Origin of the sequence: Desulfoluna butyratoxydans (assembly GCF_900699765.1) — a bacterium.
GTDB classification, from domain to species: Bacteria; Desulfobacterota; Desulfobacteria; order Desulfobacterales; family Desulfolunaceae; genus Desulfoluna; species Desulfoluna butyratoxydans.
In genome coordinates this window covers 384223-405433 of sequence record NZ_CAADHO010000001.1, presented here as the reverse complement: position 1 = coordinate 405433, position 21211 = coordinate 384223, and the positions used below count along the sequence as shown (strand labels likewise).

The 21211-nt window shown below is 60.2% G+C and carries 17 protein-coding genes; 11 read left to right on the top strand and 6 right to left on the bottom strand.

Going from position 1 to position 21211, the window contains the following annotated elements; translation table 11 throughout:
• Nucleotides 1-21: 21 nt before the first annotated feature.
• The 5 genes from MSL71_RS01825 to MSL71_RS01805 all read right to left on the bottom strand — a co-directional run bounded on the left by MSL71_RS01825 (nt 22) and on the right by MSL71_RS01805 (nt 6644).
• A complete protein-coding gene (locus tag MSL71_RS01825) occupies nt 22-1128 on the bottom strand; it encodes a polysaccharide deacetylase family protein (protein WP_180136964.1) in 1107 nt (368 codons plus the stop codon).
• Nucleotides 1129-1196: 68 nt separating this feature from the next.
• Nucleotides 1197-2930, bottom strand: coding sequence for a tetratricopeptide repeat protein (locus tag MSL71_RS01820; RefSeq protein WP_180136963.1), 1734 nt, complete (start codon nt 2928-2930; stop codon nt 1197-1199).
• A gap of 278 nt (nt 2931-3208) precedes the next feature.
• Nucleotides 3209-4558 (bottom strand): MFS transporter, encoded by a 1350-nt coding sequence (locus MSL71_RS01815; protein WP_246317688.1) that lies wholly within the window; start codon nt 4556-4558, stop codon nt 3209-3211.
• Nucleotides 4555-5190: a chalcone isomerase family protein gene (locus tag MSL71_RS01810; protein ID WP_180136962.1), complete on the bottom strand. Its 636-nt coding sequence runs from the start codon at nt 5188-5190 to the stop codon at nt 4555-4557. Before MSL71_RS01810 ends, MSL71_RS01815 begins: the two co-directional genes overlap by 4 nt.
• Complete coding sequence (locus tag MSL71_RS01805) at nt 5190-6644, bottom strand: SDR family NAD(P)-dependent oxidoreductase (RefSeq protein WP_180136961.1); 1455 nt, start codon at nt 6642-6644, stop codon at nt 5190-5192. Before MSL71_RS01805 ends, MSL71_RS01810 begins: the two co-directional genes overlap by 1 nt.
• A gap of 646 nt (nt 6645-7290) precedes the next feature.
• Between MSL71_RS01805 and MSL71_RS01800 the strand changes: the two genes are divergently transcribed.
• The 8 genes from MSL71_RS01800 (at nt 7291) to MSL71_RS01765 (ending at nt 18156) form a co-directional block, all read left to right on the top strand.
• Complete coding sequence (locus MSL71_RS01800) at nt 7291-8451, top strand: GAK system CofD-like protein (protein WP_180136960.1); 1161 nt, start codon at nt 7291-7293, stop codon at nt 8449-8451.
• A 58-nt stretch (nt 8452-8509) separates the two neighbouring features.
• Nucleotides 8510-9676, top strand: coding sequence for a hypothetical protein (locus MSL71_RS01795; RefSeq protein ID WP_246317687.1), 1167 nt, complete (start codon nt 8510-8512; stop codon nt 9674-9676).
• Between the two features lie 100 nt (nt 9677-9776).
• A complete protein-coding gene (locus MSL71_RS01790; protein WP_180136959.1) occupies nt 9777-10043 on the top strand; it encodes an amphi-Trp domain-containing protein in 267 nt (88 codons plus the stop codon).
• A gap of 3 nt (nt 10044-10046) precedes the next feature.
• Nucleotides 10047-11687 carry a phosphotransferase gene (locus tag MSL71_RS01785; protein ID WP_180136958.1) on the top strand — a complete coding sequence of 547 codons (1641 nt, stop codon included), beginning with the start codon at nt 10047-10049 and terminating at the stop codon, nt 11685-11687.
• 101 nt (nt 11688-11788) lie between these two features.
• A complete protein-coding gene (locus MSL71_RS01780; RefSeq protein ID WP_180136957.1) occupies nt 11789-12661 on the top strand; it encodes a GAK system ATP-grasp enzyme in 873 nt (290 codons plus the stop codon).
• Nucleotides 12658-13737, top strand: a complete 1080-nt coding sequence (locus MSL71_RS01775; protein WP_180136956.1) for an HprK-related kinase B — start codon at nt 12658-12660, stop codon at nt 13735-13737. The genes MSL71_RS01780 and MSL71_RS01775 overlap by 4 nt, the downstream gene beginning before the upstream one ends.
• Nucleotides 13738-14348: 611 nt before the next feature.
• Nucleotides 14349-16727 carry a methyl-accepting chemotaxis protein gene (locus tag MSL71_RS01770; RefSeq protein WP_180136955.1) on the top strand — a complete coding sequence of 793 codons (2379 nt, stop codon included), beginning with the start codon at nt 14349-14351 and terminating at the stop codon, nt 16725-16727.
• Nucleotides 16728-17187: 460 nt separating this feature from the next.
• Nucleotides 17188-18156 carry a hypothetical protein gene (locus tag MSL71_RS01765; RefSeq protein ID WP_180136954.1) on the top strand — a complete coding sequence of 323 codons (969 nt, stop codon included), beginning with the start codon at nt 17188-17190 and terminating at the stop codon, nt 18154-18156.
• A 65-nt stretch (nt 18157-18221) separates the two neighbouring features.
• Here MSL71_RS01765 and MSL71_RS01760 read toward each other — a convergent pair whose 3' ends face one another.
• The gene (locus MSL71_RS01760) at nt 18222-18941 is read right to left on the bottom strand and encodes a hypothetical protein (RefSeq protein ID WP_180136953.1); all 720 of its coding nucleotides are present in this window, start codon (nt 18939-18941) and stop codon (nt 18222-18224) included.
• A gap of 374 nt (nt 18942-19315) precedes the next feature.
• Between MSL71_RS01760 and MSL71_RS01755 the strand changes: the two genes are divergently transcribed.
• The 3 genes from MSL71_RS01755 to MSL71_RS01745 are packed head-to-tail and all read left to right on the top strand — an operon-like array spanning nt 19316 to nt 21181.
• On the top strand, nt 19316-19837 hold the full coding sequence (locus tag MSL71_RS01755; protein ID WP_180136952.1) for a hypothetical protein: 522 nt from the start codon (nt 19316-19318) through the stop codon (nt 19835-19837).
• Nucleotides 19837-20526 (top strand): PspA/IM30 family protein, encoded by a 690-nt coding sequence (locus MSL71_RS01750; RefSeq protein WP_180136951.1) that lies wholly within the window; start codon nt 19837-19839, stop codon nt 20524-20526. The genes MSL71_RS01755 and MSL71_RS01750 overlap by 1 nt, the downstream gene beginning before the upstream one ends.
• Nucleotides 20519-21181, top strand: a complete 663-nt coding sequence (locus tag MSL71_RS01745; RefSeq protein WP_180136950.1) for a YqiJ family protein — start codon at nt 20519-20521, stop codon at nt 21179-21181. The genes MSL71_RS01750 and MSL71_RS01745 overlap by 8 nt, the downstream gene beginning before the upstream one ends.
• The last annotated feature ends 30 nt before the right edge of the window (nt 21182-21211 follow it).

Genomic DNA, 21211 nt, shown 5'->3' with positions numbered 1-21211 from the left:
GCCATGCAGGCTTTGATCCGACTATTTTCCGGGGTCAACAAACTCAATGTTGGCTTCCCGTGAAAAGTCATGCAGGGCCCCGACAGCCTCGATGGATTTCGGGTACAGGTCGTGGAAGAGAATGATCCCTTTTCTCCACAACAGGATCAGGGTGGTCACTCGGTCGGAGAGCTGGTCGGGTCCGATTTTCCTGTTCCAATCCTGGCTGTCGATATTCCAGAGGGCCACGGGGCTGTGGTGTACGGTGCGAAGGTGCGCGATCATCTCCGGGGTGCGCTGACCGTACGGAGGGCGAAATCCGATGCGGTTGGAAGGGATTGAAAAAACAGTTGAGATCAGGGCATGGGTCCTGTCTATGGATGATTGCCACTGGGCGTACCTGGGGTGGGCCTTGTGGGTATACCCGTGGGAACCCACATAGTGTCCGGCATAAAGGGCTTGGGCTTTTTCAGGGGGCCATGTTTCCAGGCGCTCCCCCAGTAGAAAGAACGCCGCCTTAAGGTGTCTGCTGTTCAGCTCAGAGATCATTTTCCCGGTGACCCCATTGGGGCTGGGTCCATCATCAAAGGTCAGGATGAATTGCTTGTCGCTGAGTTCAAACCCGTTGCGTTCGGATTGATCCAGTTTCAGAATTTCACTTGTGATCCTGGGGAAGAGGGCAGCCAGGCGCAGTTGCTCGTACACGTAGCGGGTGTGGAATTTTCGGGAACGCTCTTTCCACTGATCGTACTCGGGAGGAAGGGTGAGGTAGTGGGGCCGCATCAGGTCCAGGTAGGTCTCTGCGGAATCAATTTTTGAACCACCGCCCCACCCTTTGGTGTCCTGCCTTTGGGCCGCATTGAAATTTTTAACCAGCTCGTCCCGGGCAAAACGGACCCACCTCCCTACAGATGCCATGTCGGGCTCTTTGACGCCGGTGAATGCCCGGATCGTCTCTGTACTGCCTGTGTCCACGGCGCTCAGCACATCGAGGAAATGATAGCCCTCGAAGGCTGAGGCCCGGTCAAAGGCGGCATTGCTGTCAATGGCTTCCGGCCAGGTCTTTCTGTCATAGGTTGCTATTTTTTCGGGGCCCGCGGCATGGGCGGCGGAGGTGAAGATGAGTAAAAGAACCAGAATGTATCTCATTTGTAACCCCTCTCTTTCGGATCAGGCAAAACAGGGCCCCCGGCAGGATCGCCGGAGGCCGGCAGGGATTACATCCCGAGCTTCTCATTCATGCGGGCGATGCCGGAATCGTAAGCGCTGTGGCTTTTGAACGACTTGGCCCAGATAAAGTTCTGGAGCGCCTCTTCGTACTTGTTCTGCGCCTCGAAGATTCGAGCGATGTTGTAGTAGGAGCTGGCGCTGACGGTTTTCTTGTGTTTTCCCCTTGCCAGGGCAATGGCCTTTCTGTTGGCCCAGATGGCATTGGGGTAGTCGTCTGCCCGCTGGTAAGCCAGCCCGAGGTTGCTGAAGGCCTGGGCATAGGTGGGGTCTTTTTCGATGGACTCTTTGTAGTAGTAAATGGCTTCATCGTATTTTTTCTTGTGATAAAGCTCTTCGCCCTTCTTGTTCATGTCCCGTGAGATTTTACGGGAGAACCGGATCTCCTGGGCTTTTTTGAGGGGGCCGACCAATGCCCTGGGCTTTCCGCCGGAGAGTTCGATCTTGGAGAAGCCGACGGTATCTCCGCTGGCCTTTTCGATGGTGACCTTGAACTGTGTGATGGGCAGGTCTTTTTCAAAAGTCCCGGAAATAAGACCGCTTCCGGGATCAACTTCGTAGTGGCGCTTGTCGTCTCCGTTGAGGGTTACGGAGATGCTCGATGGCATGTGTACGCCGTTTTTCGGAGGGTGGATGGTAAAATGGTCGGCCATAACCGGTTCAGTGAAGTTCAGGGCGATCCACTCTTTCACGCCGCTTCCGGCTACGCCTTCGGCCCAACAGGTGTTTTTGTCCCCATCAACCACAAAGTGGGGTGAGTAGGGGCTTTCGTTGCCTTTCAGGCTGTATCGCCGACTGGATGCGGTCACCCAGCTCGGGGCCTGGTATTGGGTGACATTGTCTGCCAGGGAGTGGCCTGCAAGGGTCAGTTCGACAGATCTCCAGGTGAAATCGTAGGACGGGCGGCGGCTTGCGAAGGTGAGGGTGTAGTTGCCGGAGCTCCCCCCTGCAATCTGGGTGATGATGCGTTTGAACTGGCCTGAGTCCTTGTCGTAGAAGGTACCGCCCAGCTCAGAGGTCATGGCCTTGTACTGGTCGATGTTGGGGCCCACCACGTGGAGCTGGATGTTTCGCTCCGCCAGGTTCGTGATGATCTCCTGCATGGAGAGGGGGGTTATGGCGTCCCGGGCATGGAAGGTCGCGTCGGTGATCAGGATAAAGATGACCCGTGCATCATCTCTGAAGGGCTGGCGGTAAGCGGCCTCTATGGCGTCCAGTGCATTTTCCGGTTCATCCTCGCCTCCGGTCGCTCGCAGGGAGGAGACCCAGGTTTTGAAGTCCTCGGCGTTTTTTGTGCGCCTGAATGGGTTGTTGATGGTGTCTTTGTAGGTGATCAGGCCCAACTCATAGTCAAATCCCGATGACTGGATGATATCGGCAAACTCAATGGTTTTCTCTTTGAGTCCTTTGATTTCGTATGCCATGCTGCCGGTGTCGTCAAAGACGAAGACGATATCCACCTTGTTGTGTTTCATCTCCTCCGCTTTTTTTGCTTCAAATCCTGTCATTTCAACGGATTTTAAATCTTCCATAAGGGAGAATTGCTCAGGCTTCAGGCCGTAAACGGGGTGACCGTTGCTGTCCAGGATGTTCACGTTCAGCTGGATCTGGGGGAAATCAGTGACGATGGGCTGAATGAAGGCTTTGCCTGTGGCTGCGTGTGCTTGGGCAATGGAAAAAATGCCCACGAGAATCAATGAGCAGATTTTAATGATGTTTGACATGGAACTTCCTTTCTCTTTGGCACGTCAGGTTACACCAGTTGGGAGGGCCATCAGAAAAACTTTTCCGGTAGGCAAATAAGAAAACGCTTGGTGAGGGACGTTGGGACGAAATGATGAAGCAAGGTGTCCGGCTATCCGTTGGGAAACATCTTGTAATAGCACCTGTTTTGTATGATTCGCAGGCGAAATTCCGGGTATGATATTTCGAAAAGAATAGAAATGTCAACCTTATCTGACGTGCCGGGGCGAAGAAAAGGGGGATGCATGATATCTGGGGGTTAAGGGGAGGGACGTTGAGCCATGATCTCTTGGTGGTGCTTTTGGGAAAGGGGGTAGAAACCGGCAACGGCAAGAGCCACAATGCTCAAGAGGCAGGGGACAAGGGCGTACAGGGTCCGTAAGGCAAAGATGGCCTCTGGTCCCTGGGGCTGGCCCGCCTCGTAGCCGAAAAATCCGAGGGCCCAGAGGCCGAGGCCTGCCCCTGTGGCACCGGCCATTTTTTTTGCCACGGAGAAGACCCCGATGTACTGGCCTTCGCGTCGTTTGCCGGTGCGGGATTCGTCGAAGTCGATGACATCGGCGGTGAGGGCGGAAGGGAGGGCAAGGCCGGCGCCGAAGCCGATACCCGAGACAAAGACCAGGGCCCCGTAGACCCCTTCGTCACCCGGTCCAAGCCAGAAGACATAGAAGAAGGCGCCGGTGTTGATGGCCATGGAGGCCATCCACGCCGCTTTTTTCCCGATTCGCCTGGCAAGCCGCACCCAGGCGGGGAGAAAAACGACCCCCGAGACAAAATAGAGGAGCAGGAACAGCTCGGCCCGATTGGATTCAAGGACGTGTTCCACATAAAAAAGGATCAGGGTGGCGGGCATCTGGGCGGCGATGGCGCTGAATGCAAAGGCCACGACCAGAATGCCGAAGGGTTTGTTGTCCAGGAGGGGGGCCAGGCTCTCTTTGAGATGAAACGGCTCCGGCACGGCTGTGGTGGCGTGTTCCCGGACCCTGACAACGCAGATGCCGCAGCAGGCCAGGATCAGGGGAATGTAGACAAGGGACATGATGAAAAAGACGGTGTGGTCGGTAAATGAAGTCCCGGTAGATCGCAGGGTGGTGCGGATGATGACGGGGACGATGGCCGCCATCATGGTGCCGGCGATGAGAAACCCGTCCCGATAGCCGAAGAGAACCGTTCGTTCATGGTAATCAAAGGTGAGCTCCGGGCCCAGGGCTTCGTAAGGCACCACCGCAACGGTCCAGAAGAGGAAGACCAGGGCCAGCCAGATGAAAAACCAGGCCGTGGTCCAGGGCAGGCCGAGTTGGGGCGGATTGAAGAGGCAGGCGATGGCCAGGCAGAGAACGGTGGCCCCCACCGCGATATAGGGTCGTCGCCTGCCCAAGGGGCTGGCGGTGCGGTCGGAGAGCATGCCCATGACAGGATCGGTGATGGCGTCAAAGAGCCTCAGCCCCAGAAGTCCCGCCCCCACCACGGCAATGTCCAGGCCCATGACGTCGGTGTAGAATTTGGGGATGTAGATGTAGACGGGGATGCCCACCACGGCCATGGCAAAGGCGGGCAGGGCGTAGGCGAGCTTGACCGGACGGGGCAGCTTATGGGGGCCGGGTTTCACTTCGCCCCCAGGAGTCGCTTTCGAAAGGCCTTGTCGATGGGGGCGTCGCCAAGCCAGACGGCAAACATGGCCCGGGCAAAGTCAGGCCCCTGAAAGGTTCCCAGGAGGATGCCGTTGAGGGTGAGGGCAAGGCCCGATTCCGGCGTGTAGGTGAGGGCGTAGCGGTCGGTGGGGGCAACGGAGCGGAAGGCGCGGCAGAGGCGGTACAGCTCCGGGGCGATGCGGGAAAAGGTATCTGCGTCGGTGTTTCTCTCCACCATGGCGCGGGTGGCCTCGGCAAAGTCCTCGGCCTCGATGGCCTGGAAGTATTCGAGGACCAGGTGCTTGGGCACGTCGTCAAGCACTGCATTTGACGGGGTGGCCCTGGACATGTAGAGGGCCCCGGCATAGGCCTTGATAAACCGAAGGTAGCGCAGGGTGGCAACGCCCCTTAAGTGCAGCGGGGTGGGGGCGTCGGGGTAGACCAGGGCAAAGCGGACCCCGTCGATGGTGGCCGCTGGCTCCAGGCCGTGGGCCGGGATGCTCCAGAGGGCGACAATCAGGAAAAGGGTGGCGCGTTTGATGGCGATCATGGCACTCCTCGGGCCCGGCTTTGTGGTGCGGGCCGCATCGGATAAAATGAGGGTGAGCATTATCCCGTGCTCTCCGTGAGCACCCGGCGACGCAGGGCGTGCTCGTGACTTTCAAGGGCCGAGAAAAGCTGCCTGCGTTCGTCTTCTGACTCACGGGTGCCGGGAAATACATGGGTGCCGTGGGGCCTGCGGTCCAGCCAGAAGAGGCCGGAGCACCGACCGGGCGGCTGAGCTGCGGCAAGCCAGACCAGGGTGTCGGCTCCCTGGGCAGGGGTTCTGAGCAGGGGCCGGATCGTTTTGTGAAATTGGGGCAGGGAAGCGGCAAGACCCGGGGTGTCCACCCAGCCTGGGTGCATGGCGTGGACGGCAAAGGGGCGGTGGCGAAACATTCCGGCCCAGTGCTCGGTCAGGATTACCAGGCCCCGTTTGGCCCATGCGTAGGCGGTGGGCCCGTCGTAAGGGACACGTTCCATCTCCAGGTCGTCCACGTGGATCTTCTGGGTGTACATCCCCCCGGAGGCCACGTTGAGGATGCGTGGCTCCTTTGCCCTGCAGAGGGCGGGCAGGAGCCTCCGGGTGAGGGTGAACACGCCCAGCAGGTTGGTGGCAAAGGTGCGCTCCAGGCCTTCGTCTGTGGTCTCCCGTTGTGGGAACAGGGCTCCGGCGTTGTTGATGAGGACATCGATGCAGGGCGTCTCCAGAAGGATCTCGTCTGCCACCCGGTGGACTTCGGCCATGATGCTCAGGTCTGCGACGGCCACGTTGATCTTATGGTTGCCCGTGACGCGGGTGAGCTCCCGGCTTGTGGCAAGTGCCTTTTGTCTGTTGCGGGCGATGAGGATGAGCCGGGCGTCCCGCCGGGCAAGTCCCAGGGCCGCGGCCTTGCCCAGGCCCGATGTGGGACCGGTGAGGACAACGGTTTTGCCGGTGAGGAGTTCGGTGTCGGGCCGCCAGAAGGGTTTGGCAAGGCTGTGTCCCCACTTGCTGAAGCCCAAGGCCCCTGGCAGCACCAGGCGATCGGCCACGGCATCAACGGGGTGGACCCCCTGGTGAAACAGGGAAACGGACCGGGGCGGTCCCGGGCAGGGGGAGAGGGCCGTCTTCATGCCGTCCATGGCGGCCCGGGCAATGCGTTCCAAGAGGGGGCGCACCACCGGCGCAAGTCGGGGCGGCATGTCGGGCAGGTCAAAGCGGGCCGTGTAGGTCACCGTGGTCCGGGAGCCGCTTTCGGTCATTTTAATGGTGTCGGTGACGGCAAAGGAGTCTCCGGTTCCCTTGAGCACCACCCGGAAGGGGGGATGGTACTCTGTGATGGTGTAGACCATACGCATGGAAAAGATGCCGTACCTGAGGGACAGTGCAAAGGCCGTCCCCACCCCCACGGGGCCGTCGGATACCTTTTGGGACGATACCACGCCGGGATCCCATTGCTCGATGAAGGAAAAGTCGCTGACGACGCGGAAGGCCTCGTTAATGGGCCTTCGAACGGCAATGGCTTTCGTGATTTCAATCATGGATCCCCCTTTGCGTGAGGGTCGAGCTGTTTTTACCCACGGACCGACGGGGCATGGGGCACGTCGGGTGCGCCATGGTGGCCGGGTTCGGGCTGGCGAGCCGGGAGGCAATGAATTTGGGTGACGGGCAATCTGTATGTGGCGTGAGAAGTAACTTTTTAGAATTACCGCAAAATACACGGCAGTGTCAAATGCTTCGGCTGAAGAGGGTGCCCCCGGCGATGGGATTTGCCCCTTTTTTCATTCCACGTCATGACCGATTGGGATATATTTAAGATCTATAGCCCAACCTAAGCCCGGATATATCATGGGAAAACAGACAGTCAGGATGAAAGCTGTATGATTTCAGAGTGCTATGACGAAAATGTCAGCTATTTTGAAAATGTAAACCAGGGTTTGCTGTTTGATTTTCTCACCCTTCGGGCGAGCCGTGTGCACTCATCTGCGGCGTTATCAGAGCCTTGAGATAACAAACCACATCTGCAGCTCTGATGCCTTGCACATGAGCGCACCCGACTCGTGAAATACCCGGGCCATAAGCGACGTCATCCCTCAGGATTTCGGGAGGCGTCGGCGCGTGCCCTGTCGGTCCCCGCCATGTTCCGAGAGTGCAGATATCTCCTTAGAGGACGCAATACAGGACGAGATGTGTATCCCTGATTTAAAGAAATACGAAGGTTACCTACTGGCTCCTCATACAGGCCCGAGGATTCTCTTTTTCAGCGGCGGGACCGCCCTGAGCGAGGTCTCCCGGGAGCTGACGCGGTATACCCACAACACCATTCATATCATGACCCCCTTTGATTCCGGCGGTAGCAGCGGGGAGCTTCGCCGGTGGTTTCACATACCGGCCATGGGCGATATCCGAAGCCGCCTGCTTGCACTGTCGGACGCGGCGACCGGCGAGGGACAAGCCGCCGCCGCACTTTTTTCGCATCGGTTTTCCCGGGACATGCCCCGGCACGAAGCGACCTCGGAGCTCGCCGCCCTGGCAGGGGGGACCCATCACCTGTTCCAGGGGCTCTCCCTGCGGACCGGAGAGGTCCTCTGCCCGCACTTCCGACGGTTTATGGAGTCCATGCCCGAGGCCTTTGACCTGAGGGGCGCCTGCATGGGCAATCTGGTGTTGACCTCCGCCTGCCTTGCCTCAAGCCGCGGCATGGCATCGGGGATCAGTCTGGTGGCGGCCCTTGTGGGGGGGCACGGCGAGGTGCATCCGGTGGTGGCCGAGGACATGCATATTGCCGCTGCCCTGGCCGACGGGTCCGTGGTGGTGGGCCAGCACCTTTTAACCGGCAAAGAGGGCGGGGCCATCCAGTCTAGGATCACCCGGGTGTGGCTGACCTCTTCCCTGGACGACACCTCCCCTGTCAAGGTTGCCATCGACGGGGAGACCGCCAGCCGCATCGCCGATGCCGAGCTGATCTGTTTTCCCATCGGCAGCTTTTTTACCAGCGTGATCGCCAACATCCTGCCGTGGGGCGTGGGAAAGGCCGTTGCCGCCAATCCCTGTCCCAAGGTGTTTGTACCCAACCCCTTCGAAGATCCCGAACTGCTGGGCTACAGCGTGGAGGACCAGGTGGCGACCCTTCTGGCCTACCTTGTTGAGAGCGGGGCTCCCCGGGGGCGGGACGCCCTTCAGTTCGTGCTGGTGGACAGCCGCAAAGGGCACTATCCCGGCGGGCTGGACACACAAGCCATTCAGGCCATGGGGGTTGACGTCATTGATGTGCCCCTCATCGGGGATGGCCCCGGGACGGGCATCGACAAAAGGCTCCTGACCCGGGCCCTGCTTTCGTTTACCTGAGGGCCGTTGGATCCTCTGGTCGCCGTGCCCGTCCCGGGCAGGGCAAAGGAAAGAGGCCATGACAGACAAAACCATGTCATCCGAAGAGGTCGGGCGAAGGCTTTTTCCCCGGCAGGGATTTTCCTCCGAAGTCGCCGAAGGGGACCTGGAACGTTTTCTGGGGCTCGTGGCAACGGAGCTTGCTCCCTGGCAGGTGGAGCAGGTTACACGGCCCCCTGTGGTGCATCATCGCCAGGAGGCGCTCCTGGCGGTTCACTGGCACCCCGAGTTTGTCCCCATGTCCTTGATCAGGCAGCGATTGAAGGCGGCCTTTCCCAATATCCAGGAAGCCCTGATCATTCCCACACAGCACAACCAGATGATGAGCTGGGGCGGCTACAGCGGTGTGGAGGTGGACTGCTACGCCAAAAAGTTCAAAAGCAAGGTGCAGCTGCTGCTCCATTTCACCGACGAGAAGGTCCAGGAAGCCCATGTGCTCAAATCCATGCTGGAGCTCACCGCAAAGTACCGCTCTTCCCAGCTCTTTGATTTCATGGACACCATCATCAAGCCCCGGGAGGAGAGGATCAATCAGGCGGCCATGGCCACGGGGGCCGATGCTGAGGTCGTCGCCTTTACCCGGGCCCAGGTGACCCGCATCCAGACGCTTCTGGATGAAAACTGGCCCAAGGTTCCTGCCATCTCCGTGAAAAACAAGCTCCTCAAAAACTGGTTCGACACCCTGCGCCCCGAGGTGGGTGACCTTGCCATCGGCCGGGTCCAGGCTTACCTGCAGGCGGTCAAGCAGATCGTCAAGGCCCATTTCCCCTTGAGCTATTTCTACCGGGCCTCCGAGGTCATCGAAGAGGCCCGCAACTTGGGGGGAGGGGTTGTGATTCCCCATCCGGAGGAGTTCTGGCCCATCCTTCTTGCCGGCTACGACGTGGACGGCATCGAGACCTGGAACCCCCAGTCCCAGCGCTACACCGAGTTTCTCATCTCCGTTGTGAACGATCAGAACCGAAAGAACGCCGCAACTCGGCGAAAGCAGCTGATTTTCATGGGGGATGACTGCCACATGGGAGAAAAAACCAAGGCCAGGGAGCTTCAGGACGAGGCCAAGGCAAGCCGTGAGATCGGTTACCAGCCTGCCTGGGACAACCTGGATATCCGGAAGAAGCTGGTGATCCACGGCGTCAGCAGGCGCTCTGTCATTCGTGAGTACAGGGAGCGCCTCAAGGGGTAACCGTATCGTGCGCAACAGGCACCCACAGGCCGGAGAGCGTGAGTTGTCTTCGGGTTTGGGACTGACCGGCCATTCCATTCACACCTTCAGGAGCCCTTCCATGTCCGATGAAAAATTTCTTTTCGATTCCCTTCAGGACAACGACACCATCACGGCATTTCTGACCTCCCTTACCGAGGGCTTTCGCAAGGGGGCCATCGCGTTGTCCACCAACGGAGCCGCCATCGACCTCCACCCGTCCGGGCTCCTCAATTTTACGGTGAAAGCCAAAAAAAAGGCGGGTCACACCAAGCTGAGCATCACCGTGAGCTGGCGAGACGGTGAGACCCAGGAGGGGCAAGGGGACCCCCCGTTGCAGGTGAGGTAACCCATGGAGACTCCGGAGGGCCTTGACCAACATTTCCGATTCCTTGTCCTGGCTTTGGAGACCCAGGCCCGGGGGACCCAGATCTTCCTTCTGGACCCCGTGCGGAAGGGCATGCCCAAGCTCCACTCTCGCAAGAGGTACATCGACAACCTGAAAACCGTGGTGGACAACGAGTGCTTCGGGCTCATCCACAGCCGCGCCTCCCTGTCGCGCTCCCTTGTGAACAGGGTTCGTGCCGCCCAGAGAATCTGCGACAGCCTGGCACGTATCGGGGATATCCTGGTAAGCGTTGCGGAGCAGGCCGCGGACCATAGCTGCCGGGAATTCCAGGCGGCGATGGATGTGGAGGGGACTTTTTCACCCATTACAGCGGGCCTTGCGCCGATTCAAAGGGCCCTGGCCAAGGGCAAGATGGACGCCGCCCTGTCCATCTGCCGGGTGGGGTCCGAGCTGGACCGCGCCTGCGCAAACGGTGCGGAGAAGCTCATGGCGGCCCTGCAGGAAGGGGGCGACCCGGGGCACCTTGTTTCCGTCCTCTGTGTTTTGAGGGACCTGGGGCGGGTGGGATGTGAACTCCTCAACATCGGCGAGGCGATTCTTTTTTCCATTCTGGGTGAACACATCGACATCGAGCAGTTTCACGCCCTGAAGAAAACCCTGTCCAAGTCTGGGCGTGCCGACTCCGTGGAAAGCATCGATTACCGTGCCATCAAGGGCACGCGGTCCGGGTGCCGGGTGGGAGAGGTCAGGGGCGCGGGCACCCGGCACGAGGCCGGGAGCCGGATCTACAAAGAGGGACCCTTGGAAAAAATCAGGCGGGAGAAAGAGAACAACAGCCGGTGGCAGCAATACTGCCCGGGCCTGGTGCCCGAGGTCTACAGCTTTCATGCCCAGGGGAAGAACGGGTCCCTTCTCCTTGAGTTCCTGCCGGGGGAGACCCTGGACGCGGTGATTCGATCGGCAGAAGAGGCCGTGGTGAAAAGCGCCCTTGACACCCTTGAGCGCACCCTGTTTGCCGTGTGGGACCGCACAGCCGTAACAGCACCCCGGGCAACGGACTACATCCACCAGATTCAGGCCCGCCTGGCCGATGTGCTGGCGGTGCATCCGGCATTTTTCCGGGAGAGCACCTCCGTGGGCCGCGCCGCCGCCCATTCCGTTCGGGAGCTCCTGACCGGTTGCGCGGCCATTGAAAAGGAGCTGGCAGCTCCGGTGTCCGTGTTTATCCACGGGGATTTCAACACGAGCAACGTGGTGTACAATAACGCCACCGGGCGCGTGCATTTCATCGACCTGCACCGATCCCGGGACTTCGACTACGTTCAGGACGCCTCGGTGTTTCTGGTCTCCCTGTTTCGCACCCCGGTGTTCGACGCCGACTGCCGTCGGCGGATCAACGGGGCCATCGGCAGGTTCCACAAGGGCGTTGAAGCGTTTTCCATACAGCGCGGCGACGCCTCCTTTGCCGTTCGGCTGGCCCTTGCCCTGGCCCGGTCTTTCTATACCTCCACCCGCTTTGAGCTTAACACCGACTTTGCCCGGGCCATGTATAACCGGGCCCTGTTTCTCCTGGAGAAGGTCCAGGGATTCCAGGGCGGAGACTGGGCCGCGTTTCGGTTTCCCGAGGAGGTTCTTTACTATTGACGGGGCCTGACGTCGGGTTTCCCCCAGGGTCGTCATCTTAACTCACCCATGGAGCGCTCGCCCCGGCGGCGCTTTGCAAAAAACCATTGAGGAGGGATGCGGTGAAGATAGGCGTGATCGGCAATCAGGGCGGGTGGTCCTCGGAGCAGCTTGCCGATGCGGTGGCTGCCCGGACCGGACGGCGCATCCTCATCTCCCCGGATGAGATCTGTCTGGACCTGCCCTCGGGCAGAGCGCGGTGCGGTGCCCATGACCTTTCAGGGTTCGATGCCCTGATGATCAAAAAGATCGGCGCACGCTACTCCCCGGACCTCCTGGATCGGCTGGAGCTGTTTCGGTACCTGGAGGGGCGGGGGGTGAAGGTGTTCAGCTCTCCGTTGTCCCTGATTCGCGTTCTGGATCGCCTCTCCTGCACCATCACCCTTCAGCTGGCCGGGATTCCCATGCCCCCCACCACCGTCACCGAGAGTGAAGAAGACGCCCTGGAGGCCCTGAAGGCCTACGGCACGGCCATCCTGAAGCCCCTGTACACCTCAAAGGCCCGGGGCATGGTTCACCTGAAGGACGAGGCCGGGGCAGGTGAGATTATCCGGTCTTACAAGGCGAAAAACCCCATCCTGTATCTCCAGAAATCCATTGCCATAGGGGACCGCGACCTGGGCATCGCCTTTGTGGGCGGAAAGTACCTGGCCACTTACGCACGCAGCAGGCAAGGGGGCTCGTGGAATACCACCACGGCCTCCGGGGGAAGCTACCGGGCCTTTGATCCCCCTGTCGAGGTCGTCGAGCTGGCCCGCAGGGCCCAGGCCCTGTTCAACCTGAGCTTTACCTGTGTGGACGTGGCCCTCACAGACGAGGGTCCCTATGTCTTCGAGGTTTCGGCGTTCGGTGGTTTTCGGGGGATTCTGGAGACCACCGGCATCAACGCGGCGGACCGATACGTGGACCATGTCATGGAAAGGATCATGCCATGATCCTTTCCGGCGGAACCTGCAGAGAGCTCATGGCCCGGGTGCGGAGCCGAATCCCGGCCCCCCATGGGCTCACGCTGGGGTTTGCAGGGTGCCTGGTGCAGGTCACCTCAAGTTCTCGCGGCTTGAAAGAGGCCCTGGCCGATTACTTTCAGGAGTTCCTCTGTGACGGCGGTCCGCCTGCCGTGCGCATCAGCCTCCATGACTCCGAGGTGCTGTCTGTCCCCTTTGCCTTTGCCCCGAAGGCACCGTCCCCCGGCAAGACCAGGGTCAAAGAGGAGTGGGCAGACTTTCCGGACGGGCGCATGGTGCGCAAACGGCTCACGGGCATGCTTTTTCTTTTTGGCGGAGGGGAGCATCTTGCGGTGGGGCCTTGCCGCGCCAACACCAATCAGGTGATCAACTTTATCAACAATCGCTTTATTGAGTGGAAGCTGCGCAAGGGGAGTCTGCTGGGCCATGGGGCGGGGGTCGTGGCAGGGGACAGGGGCCTTGCCGTGGCCGGGGTATCGGGAGCCGGAAAATCCACCCTGGCCCTGCACCTCATGGCCGCAGGGGCCCGGTTTGTGAGCAATGATCGCCTGATGGTGACGCGACGCGGGGCAGGCCTTGAGATGTGTGGGGTGGCCAAGCACCCCCGCATCAACCCGGGGACGGCCCTGACCGTGCCCGGGCTCTCCGGCCTTCTTGGTCCCCGTGAGAGGGCACGGTTCAGGGCCATGCCCCGGGATGTCCTGCGGACCGTGGAAGAGAAGCACGACGTGCCCATCCACCGGTTTTTCGGGCCGGGCCGCTTTATCCTGACGGCGCCCCTCAGCGGCCTGGTGATCCTGAACTGGGCCGGGACCGGCTCTCCCACCGTTGTACGGTCCCTTGAGATGCCCCGGGATGTCCGTCTGCTCTCGGCCTTTGCCAAGGACACAGGCCTTTTTTACGGCCCGTTTCAGGGGCAGGACACCAAGGCCCCGACCCTCTCAGCCTATGCCGACCTGCTGGCGAAAGTGCCCGTGGTGGAATTATCCGGGGGCAGGGATTTTGTCCAGGGGACCAAGGTCTGTCTTGCCATGCTTTCGCTTTGAAGCGGTGGCCGGTTAAAGCCAGAGGTTTTCCACGGAGAGATGGCGCAAAAATCCCCATCGCCTGATGCTGACAATGATGGGGCCTTTGTGGGCAAGCACCTCCGGGGTGTACCAGACGGGGATGCCGTCCACCAGGGCCTTGCGAAAACTGTTTTTCCTGAAGGGGACGCCCCGGCGAACTGTCGGGGTCAGGTCGGCTGCCCGGCCTGAGGGGCGTCAGCCGCCGCAGCTCTTTTTCTTCACCATACGGAGGGTCACGGCTCCTCCCCGTTTGCGCAGGGCGTGCCCTGCATCGTCGGTAAACGCGATTTTGGGGGTATCCAATCCTTTCACCTTTCCCTCCGTTTTTTCCGGTTGTGGTCCATTGCTTTTTTCTATCTCACAACAGGCCCGCCGTAAAGGCCGCCTTTGTGTGCCTTTCGCCGTTACATCTCGTTTTATAAACAGTTTGTCAATGTGATTCCGAGGCTGTTTTTTCAGCTGCACAATCGCCTAAAGTTCCCTGTTTACTGGGTCGATACGTGATGTATCAGTGTGTTTTTCGGCGGTCAGGGTTTTTTGCGGTGTGTGATGTGGCCCTGACGCGGACCATGGACAACGGAGGAAGGTGGATGTTTGCAGCGGTAAGTTTGAGGAAAAAACTGATTGCAGGGTTTGCCCTGCTGGTGGGGGTGCTCCTTGTGGTTGGGGGGACAGGTTATCTCAGTTTGAACCGGGTCATCCGCCAGGCGGACCAGGGGTACATGACCCTGGAGCTTGATACACAGCTTAAAGGGACCTTAAGCGAACAGGTGGCCTACGCCAAGGAGGGGAAACCCGAGCAGTTTGAAGCCCTGAGCAGGGGACTGGACATCGTAAAGGCCATGCTGGAAGAGCTGGGCCGGGTGTCCGGGACCACCGGGGAGGTGGACACGCTCAACACCGGGCGAACGCTCTACGAGAAGAACCTCATCTCCCTGAAAGCGGCCAAGGACAAGAAGGCCGAACTGCGCGGGCACCTTTTGACGAGCGCCGCTGAGGTGAGAGCCACCACACAGGAAGAGGCGCGCCGCATTGAGTCGGCCATTCGCGGGGAGGTGCTGGAGAACAGCACCTATTACCTCAAAAAGACCGCTTTTGCCTCTGTTCGAAACCTCGTGGACGTGGCCCACGACGCCGTTGAGGCCATGTACAAGGCCTCTCGCTCGAGGAAAGAGGCCCTTTCCGTGGTGCGCAAGATGCATTTTGAGGGGAGCAACTACTTTTTTGTGATGCAGCCGGATTTTACCCTGGTGGCCCACGGCGCGGACCGCAGCCTGGAAGGTATGGATTTTTCCAAGATCCAGGACAAGAAGACCGGAAAGCGTTTCATGATTGATGTGGTCAACGGGGCGGTCAAGGACGGCACGTCCATGACCGAGTACTACTGGACCAAGCCGGGCATGGGGGACGCCGTGTTCCCCAAGGTGACGGTGGCGCGTTACTTCAAGGCCTGGGACCTGGTGATCTGCGCCGGGGTGTACGTGGATGACATCGAGACAGCCGGGCGGGAGCTTGGCGGGGTCATAGAAAACGGTTTCACCCGGTTGGAGCAGGTGGCAAAGGTGAACGAGGCCCTGGTGGATGCCCGGTTGGGTGCCCTTTACTACCTGGCTTTTCGCACCGATCCCGGCAAGGTGACCGAGGCCCTGGACGGCCTCATGGAGATGGAGGCGGCCACCGAGGCCATTCGGGCATCGGCAGGAGAGTACAGGGCCACCTGGGACGATTACGTGGCCCAGGACAAACATGAGCTGGCAACCGGCGCCGAGGCCCGGGGGCTCATTGAGGAGGCCTCCGAGACCGTACACACCATGGCGAAGCGCTCCAAGAAGGCCTTTGTGGAGTCGGCCTCCTCGGGCAAGGCCGTCATCGTGATCTTTATCCTCATCGGCGGGGCCCTGGCCGTGGGGGCGGCCCTGGTGCTTATTGTCTCCATTACGCGTCCGTTGAAGCAGGCCGGTGACATGCTTCGTGATATCGCCGAAGGGGACGGTGACCTCACCCAGCGCCTGGCCGTTGCCAGCCGTGATGAGCTGGGGGAGATGGCACGCTGGTTCAACCTCTTTGTGGAGAAGCTCCAGCAGATGATCCGGGAGATCGCGGGCAACTCCGAGACCCTCTCCCGCTCTTCGGCCGGGCTGACGGATCTTGCAGGTCGCATGGCCCAGGGTTCCGAGGCGTCCTCCTCCAAGGCTCACACCGTGGCAGCGGCCTCGGAGCAGATGAGCTGCAACATGGAGGATGTGGCCCGTGAGACCGAGCACTCCGCAGGCAGCCTCAACACCATGGCCTCGGCCACCGAGGAGATGACCTCCACCATCGGGGAGATCTCCCGGAACTCGGAGTCGGCGCGCACCATCACCGGCGACGCGGTGACCCAGGCCCGGCAGGCCAAGGAGAAGGTGGGAGATCTTGGGGAGGCCGCCCTGGCCATCGGAAAGGTCACCGAGACCATTGGCGAGATCTCTGAGCAGATCAACCTGCTGGCCCTGAACGCCACCATTGAGGCGGCACGGGCCGGGGACGCGGGCAAGGGCTTTGCCGTTGTGGCCGATGAGATCAAAGAGCTGGCCAAGCAGACCGCGGTGTCCAACCAGGAGGTGAGGGAGCGCATCGGCGGTGTCCAGGCCTCCACCGAGGAGACCGTGGCCGAGATCGATGGCATTGCAGAGGTCGTGGACCAGGTGAACCAGATCGTCATCACCATTGCCGCGGCCATTGAAGAGCAGTCCGTGACCACCGCCGAGATCTCCGGGAACATCAACCAGGCCTCCTCCGGGATCCAGACGGTCTCCGACAAGATCTCTGAAAGCACCGGGGTCTCCCGGGACATGGCCCGGGAGATCGCGGACGTCAACACCACCGCAGGGGAGATGTCCGATGTCAGCGCCCAGGTGCGCACCAACGCCCGGGAGCTTCACGGCCTTTCAGATCAGCTCAGTGCCCTGGTGGGGCGCTTCAGGGTGTAATGAGGCAGCAGGACCTGGTGGCGGCGCTTGCGGCAACCCCTTGGGCTCTGGGGGAGGCGCCGCAGGTCCCCGCCGGGGCCCCCACCCGGAGGCGGGTGGACCGGCAGGAAACCATCGTCCCCCGGTTCTGTGCCAAGCAGGAGGCTATGGCATCTGCCCGGGGCAGTCGAGGGACGCTTTTTTATTGAACATATGGCGAGGTTGCTGTAGGATTTTAAACAAAATTTCAACCTGTTGAAGCGCGGGATATCGCATCCCGCGCCCACATCGAATTGCCCGTTTGGCGTCGGTGCGTCCCCTTCGATTCCTCCCCCGGCTCAGACGGGCACCAGTCCCCTTTCATCGGTCAAAGCCTTCTGGGATGCCGCCTTTTCCATGGTGAGCCCCGCTTTGGTGCATCCTGCAGGCGGAACGGACTCTTTTTCTTCTGTTTGTGGCAAATGGTGGAGGCGAAATGGAGATGAAACACGCACTGAGTGTCGTGGATCCGGCTTCCGGAAAACGTGTGATGCATGAAAAGGTGGTGCTGATCTGCCACGGCATCGACTCCTCTTCCAATGATGAGACCATTGACAAAGAGTTCGCCTGCGTGATTCTGCGTACCCTGATTCCCGATTTTTCCGACGGCATCGATGTGGAATACATTTTTGCCAGAAGCCGGGATGGTGACACCGCTGCCAGGAAGATGATGACCTTGAGCAAAAGCCGGGGGCTTGATGCCTTTATCATCCCGGATCTTCATGCCATGGTGATGCCGGTGGCCCTGGGTCTTGCCTTTCCCGCTGCCGAAGGGCGTCAGCCCGTCGTGGTGCTGGTCTCCCAGGATGAAACAGATGCGTTTAAGGACCGGATCCGCGTGGCGTCTGTGGCGGAGCCCTTTGAGGCCCCAGAGCCCAGGCCCGCCCCCGGGGTTTCCGTGCCGGAATCGGGGCCTTCCGCCGGAGAGCCTCGCAAACAGGAGGCTGCAAAACCTGTGGCCGTGAAGGAACCACCGGTACAGCCAACGCGCCCACCCGTGAAGGCCGGAGGCCTGGCCCTGAAGCTCATGACCATCGGCCTGTGTGCCGTTGCCGGTTTTTTGTACTATCACCTGCTGATGCTGCTGTGCGGGATGGTTTACAATCTCTTTTGGGAAGGGGCCTTCCAGGGAAGCCTGGAGAGGGCCGGGGGGATTGTGGCCGCCCTTGGGGCGCTGCTGCTCGTCATTACCCTGGTGCCGAGCATCCGGGAGGAGTGGCTGGAGGTCTTCGGCTGGATCTGTATTGCCTTTGCCATTCCCGCCTTTATCGGCGCCATCTCTTTTTACGACCCTGCAGAAACGGCGGGGTTCCAGGCCTTTGTCAGCACCAACGCCAGGTCGGTGGTGCTGATGTGCACAGGGCTGCTTCTGATTGTCTCCGGTTTTTTGTTTGTAAGGTTCAAGCCCTGAAGCGGATGCCCCCGCCCCACGTGTTGTGTTCCACGCCTGCCTGACTTTTCCCCTTAAAAGACGATTTAGTGAAGGGTCACCGGCTCGTCCGGTGTCCCGTCGCTGTAGATCTTTTCCTTCATGACCCAGGCCGCTGACGTGAAGATGTAGAGGCTGAAGAAGATGTTGCAGCTGACCGTAACGGCCGAGGTCAGGGCGTTGCTTCCAATGGACGGGAGCAGCACCGGCAGGATGTATCCTTCAAAGAGAAAGGCCACAACGCTCAGGATGATGAGGAAAAGGGAGTCCGAGACGTTGCCCAGGAGGCACTTGATACCCGTGAACACCGCATGTTTGGCCTGGCCGGTGATGAAGACCAGGGGAAAAACATAGATGGGCAGCACCTTCAGGGTCACCATGACGGTGTAGAACAGGGCCTGGGGATTTCCCGCAAAAAACAGGGCGGACACCAGGATGAGGACGGGGGTGAGGAGCAGCGCAAGGAGCAGGTTGGCCAGCAGGTAGCCCGGGAGTTTTTTGCGGATGAGCAAAAGCACCGGAAGGGGCCGAAGGCCGAAGATCAGCTCGATGATGCGGCCCAGGAAAAAGGTCATCACCAGGTAATTGAGGGCGGTGGAGACGGCAACGTGTGCCGCAAGAGCATTTGAGGCATCTTCTCCGGTTCGTATCCCCGCAAAGAAGATGTCGGTGAACAGGGTCAGGCCGATGAAGCCCAGGATGTATCCCACAAGGGGAAGCATGGTGCTGATGACCCGCTTGGCGTCGTGAAGTCCGTATAGGTGCATGGGCTGGTTCCAGGTGTTTTTGATGTTTCAGGTACGGGCTGTCGACACAAGGTGTCAAAAAGCCCTCCGGTCTTTTCATCTCCATCAGGCCTTAGCCTGTTTCCCGATGTCGTGTCAACACATCCCGTGGGTGGGCCGGCACCGTGAAGCGGATGTATGCTCACATGGTCGGGTGTCGTGTGTCAACGGGATTGCAGGCGACCGGGGTCGCGTGGGGCAGGGAAGGTAACGGTGCGATGGTATGACGATATTGTGTGTTCGTGGCTGTTGTTGAATGGTTGACAATAAATGTTTACAAATGAATTCATCTGTCGTAACTATGTTGACGGACTCGGTTGAAAACCGATGGACAATTCAAGACAACGGGGGAGGACATGCCGCCAAAAACCGTACCTTTCAGTGTGCGAATCACAGAAGATGACGCCGAATTTTTAAGTCGGCTCGATTTTAAAGGGGCCAAGACGCCCAGTGACCGGTTCAGGGCGCTCATTGCCGAAAGGCGTGCAGCGGAAAATGAGATCGAAGGCTATCAGGCCTGGTTTGACGAGATAACACGGCTCATGGGGCCTGCGGTTCGGAAGGTCCGGGCCGACGAGCAAAGGGCCGGGGTCTCCTCGGAACTTGTGACGCGCTCCTTTGAGTGGCTTCCGGATTTACTCGCGTTTTTCCTGTCGTATACCGCCGACCAGGCGGAAAACGCCGAGGACCTGGCAGAACTGGAGCGCGGCCTTACCGAACGCATATCCAGAATGATGGACGTAACGCTTCAGATGGGGGCATCGGATTTTCGCCTCTGCTATGAGCCTGAGGCGGTGAAATCGCGCATCGCATCCACCATGGAACTGTCGGCGCTGATGCAGGAAATCATGACTCGAAAACAAGAAGGAGATCAGTGATGAGTAGTGAACGGCTTTGGAAACGGGTACGCCGCATCGTCAGCGGCAGCGTGAACTCGGTGGTCTCTGCCCTGGAAGGGGCGGTGCCGGAGAGCGTCATGGAAGAGACCATCCGGGACGTGGAAGGCGCCATGGACGAGGTGCGCGAAGAGCTTGGCAAGGTGGTGGCTGGCAAGCATCTTGCCAGCAAGCGCCTCATGGCCATGAACCGGACCTACGAAGAGCTCACCGGCAGCATCGAGCTGGCCGTGCGGGAAAATCGCGACGACCTGGCCGAAGCGGCCATCGGCAAGCAGATGGACATCGAAGCCCAGATCCCCATCTTGGAGTCTGCCGTGGCCGACAACGCGGCCCAGGAAAAAGAGCTGGAGAGCTACCTGAGCGCCCTGAAAGCCCAAAAACGAGAGATGACTGAGGTCCTGGCCCAGTACCGGGAGGCCGTCCGGGCCGAAGGGGAAGCAGGCGACGCCCCCCAGGGAGCCTCTGGCTCAGGGGATGTGGCGCGGCGCGTGGCCGAAGCCCAGGCGACCTTTGAACGGGTCACGGCCAAGGCCAGCGGCATGGGAACGCTCTCCACGGAGACCGGGCGGGCCGATGCGGTGAAGCTGGCCGAGCTTGAAGAGATGGCCCGAAGCAACCGCGTGAGGGAGCGCCTGGCCGCCTTCAAGGGTGAGGGCGCCCATGGTTAAGCTGATCCTGCATCCCGCCAACCTTCCGTTCACCGTCGCCCTTGGGGTGATGCTGTGTATCTCCGTGATGGAAGGGGTGGGGACCCTGCTGGGATTCGGCATCTCCGATCTTATAGACAGCCTGTTTCCGGACGTGGACGCCACCGTGGATATAGACGCCCCGGACGTGGCCGAGTCCGGCCTCACCCGGTTTCTGGGGTGGCTTCAGATTCGCGGGGTGCCGTTTCTCATCCTGCTGGTGGTCTCGCTGACCTCCTTCGGTCTCCTGGGCCTGGGCATTCAGTCCGCGGCCGAGACATTGACCGGGGGCTACCTGCCCTCTGCCCTGGCGGCGGTGGGGGCCCTTTTGATGACCCTTCCGGTGGTGAAGGTGTTCGGCCGAACCTGCGCGCGGTTTCTCCCCAGGGACGAGACCGAGGTGATCTCGGAGAAGAGCTACATCGGCAAGGTGGCCCGGATTACCCTGGGCCGTGCCGAGGTATCCAGCCCTGCCCAGGCAAAATTGAAAGACCGCTACGGCACCACCCACTACATCATGGTGGAGCCCGATGAGGAGAGCCAGGTCCTGGAGCAGGGAGACGCGGTGTTGATCGTGGAGCAGAAGGGCGCGGTGTTCCGCGCTATTTTAAATACCTGTGAAGAGCTTGAAGACTAAACGGACACGTTAGTGTGTGCGGCTTGTGCC

Bases quoted from the DNA above. Each gene is read 5' to 3' on its own strand.
- MSL71_RS01825 (WP_180136964.1), bottom strand. From the start codon at position 1,128: ATGAGATACATTCTGGTTCTTTTACTCATCTTCACCTCCGCCGCCCAT.
- MSL71_RS01820 (WP_180136963.1), bottom strand. From the start codon at position 2,930: ATGTCAAACATCATTAAAATCTGCTCATTGATTCTCGTGGGCATTTTT.
- MSL71_RS01810 (WP_180136962.1), bottom strand. From the start codon at position 5,190: ATGCTCACCCTCATTTTATCCGATGCGGCCCGCACCACAAAGCCGGGC.
- MSL71_RS01805 (WP_180136961.1), bottom strand. From the start codon at position 6,644: ATGATTGAAATCACGAAAGCCATTGCCGTTCGAAGGCCCATTAACGAG.
- MSL71_RS01800 (WP_180136960.1), top strand. From the start codon at position 7,291: ATGTGTATCCCTGATTTAAAGAAATACGAAGGTTACCTACTGGCTCCT.
- MSL71_RS01795 (WP_246317687.1), top strand. From the start codon at position 8,510: ATGACAGACAAAACCATGTCATCCGAAGAGGTCGGGCGAAGGCTTTTT.
- MSL71_RS01790 (WP_180136959.1), top strand. From the start codon at position 9,777: ATGTCCGATGAAAAATTTCTTTTCGATTCCCTTCAGGACAACGACACC.
- MSL71_RS01785 (WP_180136958.1), top strand. From the start codon at position 10,047: ATGGAGACTCCGGAGGGCCTTGACCAACATTTCCGATTCCTTGTCCTG.
- MSL71_RS01775 (WP_180136956.1), top strand. From the start codon at position 12,658: ATGATCCTTTCCGGCGGAACCTGCAGAGAGCTCATGGCCCGGGTGCGG.
- MSL71_RS01770 (WP_180136955.1), top strand. From the start codon at position 14,349: ATGTTTGCAGCGGTAAGTTTGAGGAAAAAACTGATTGCAGGGTTTGCC.
- MSL71_RS01765 (WP_180136954.1), top strand. From the start codon at position 17,188: ATGAAACACGCACTGAGTGTCGTGGATCCGGCTTCCGGAAAACGTGTG.
- MSL71_RS01760 (WP_180136953.1), bottom strand. From the start codon at position 18,941: ATGCACCTATACGGACTTCACGACGCCAAGCGGGTCATCAGCACCATG.
- MSL71_RS01755 (WP_180136952.1), top strand. From the start codon at position 19,316: ATGCCGCCAAAAACCGTACCTTTCAGTGTGCGAATCACAGAAGATGAC.
- MSL71_RS01750 (WP_180136951.1), top strand. From the start codon at position 19,837: ATGAGTAGTGAACGGCTTTGGAAACGGGTACGCCGCATCGTCAGCGGC.
- MSL71_RS01745 (WP_180136950.1), top strand. From the start codon at position 20,519: ATGGTTAAGCTGATCCTGCATCCCGCCAACCTTCCGTTCACCGTCGCC.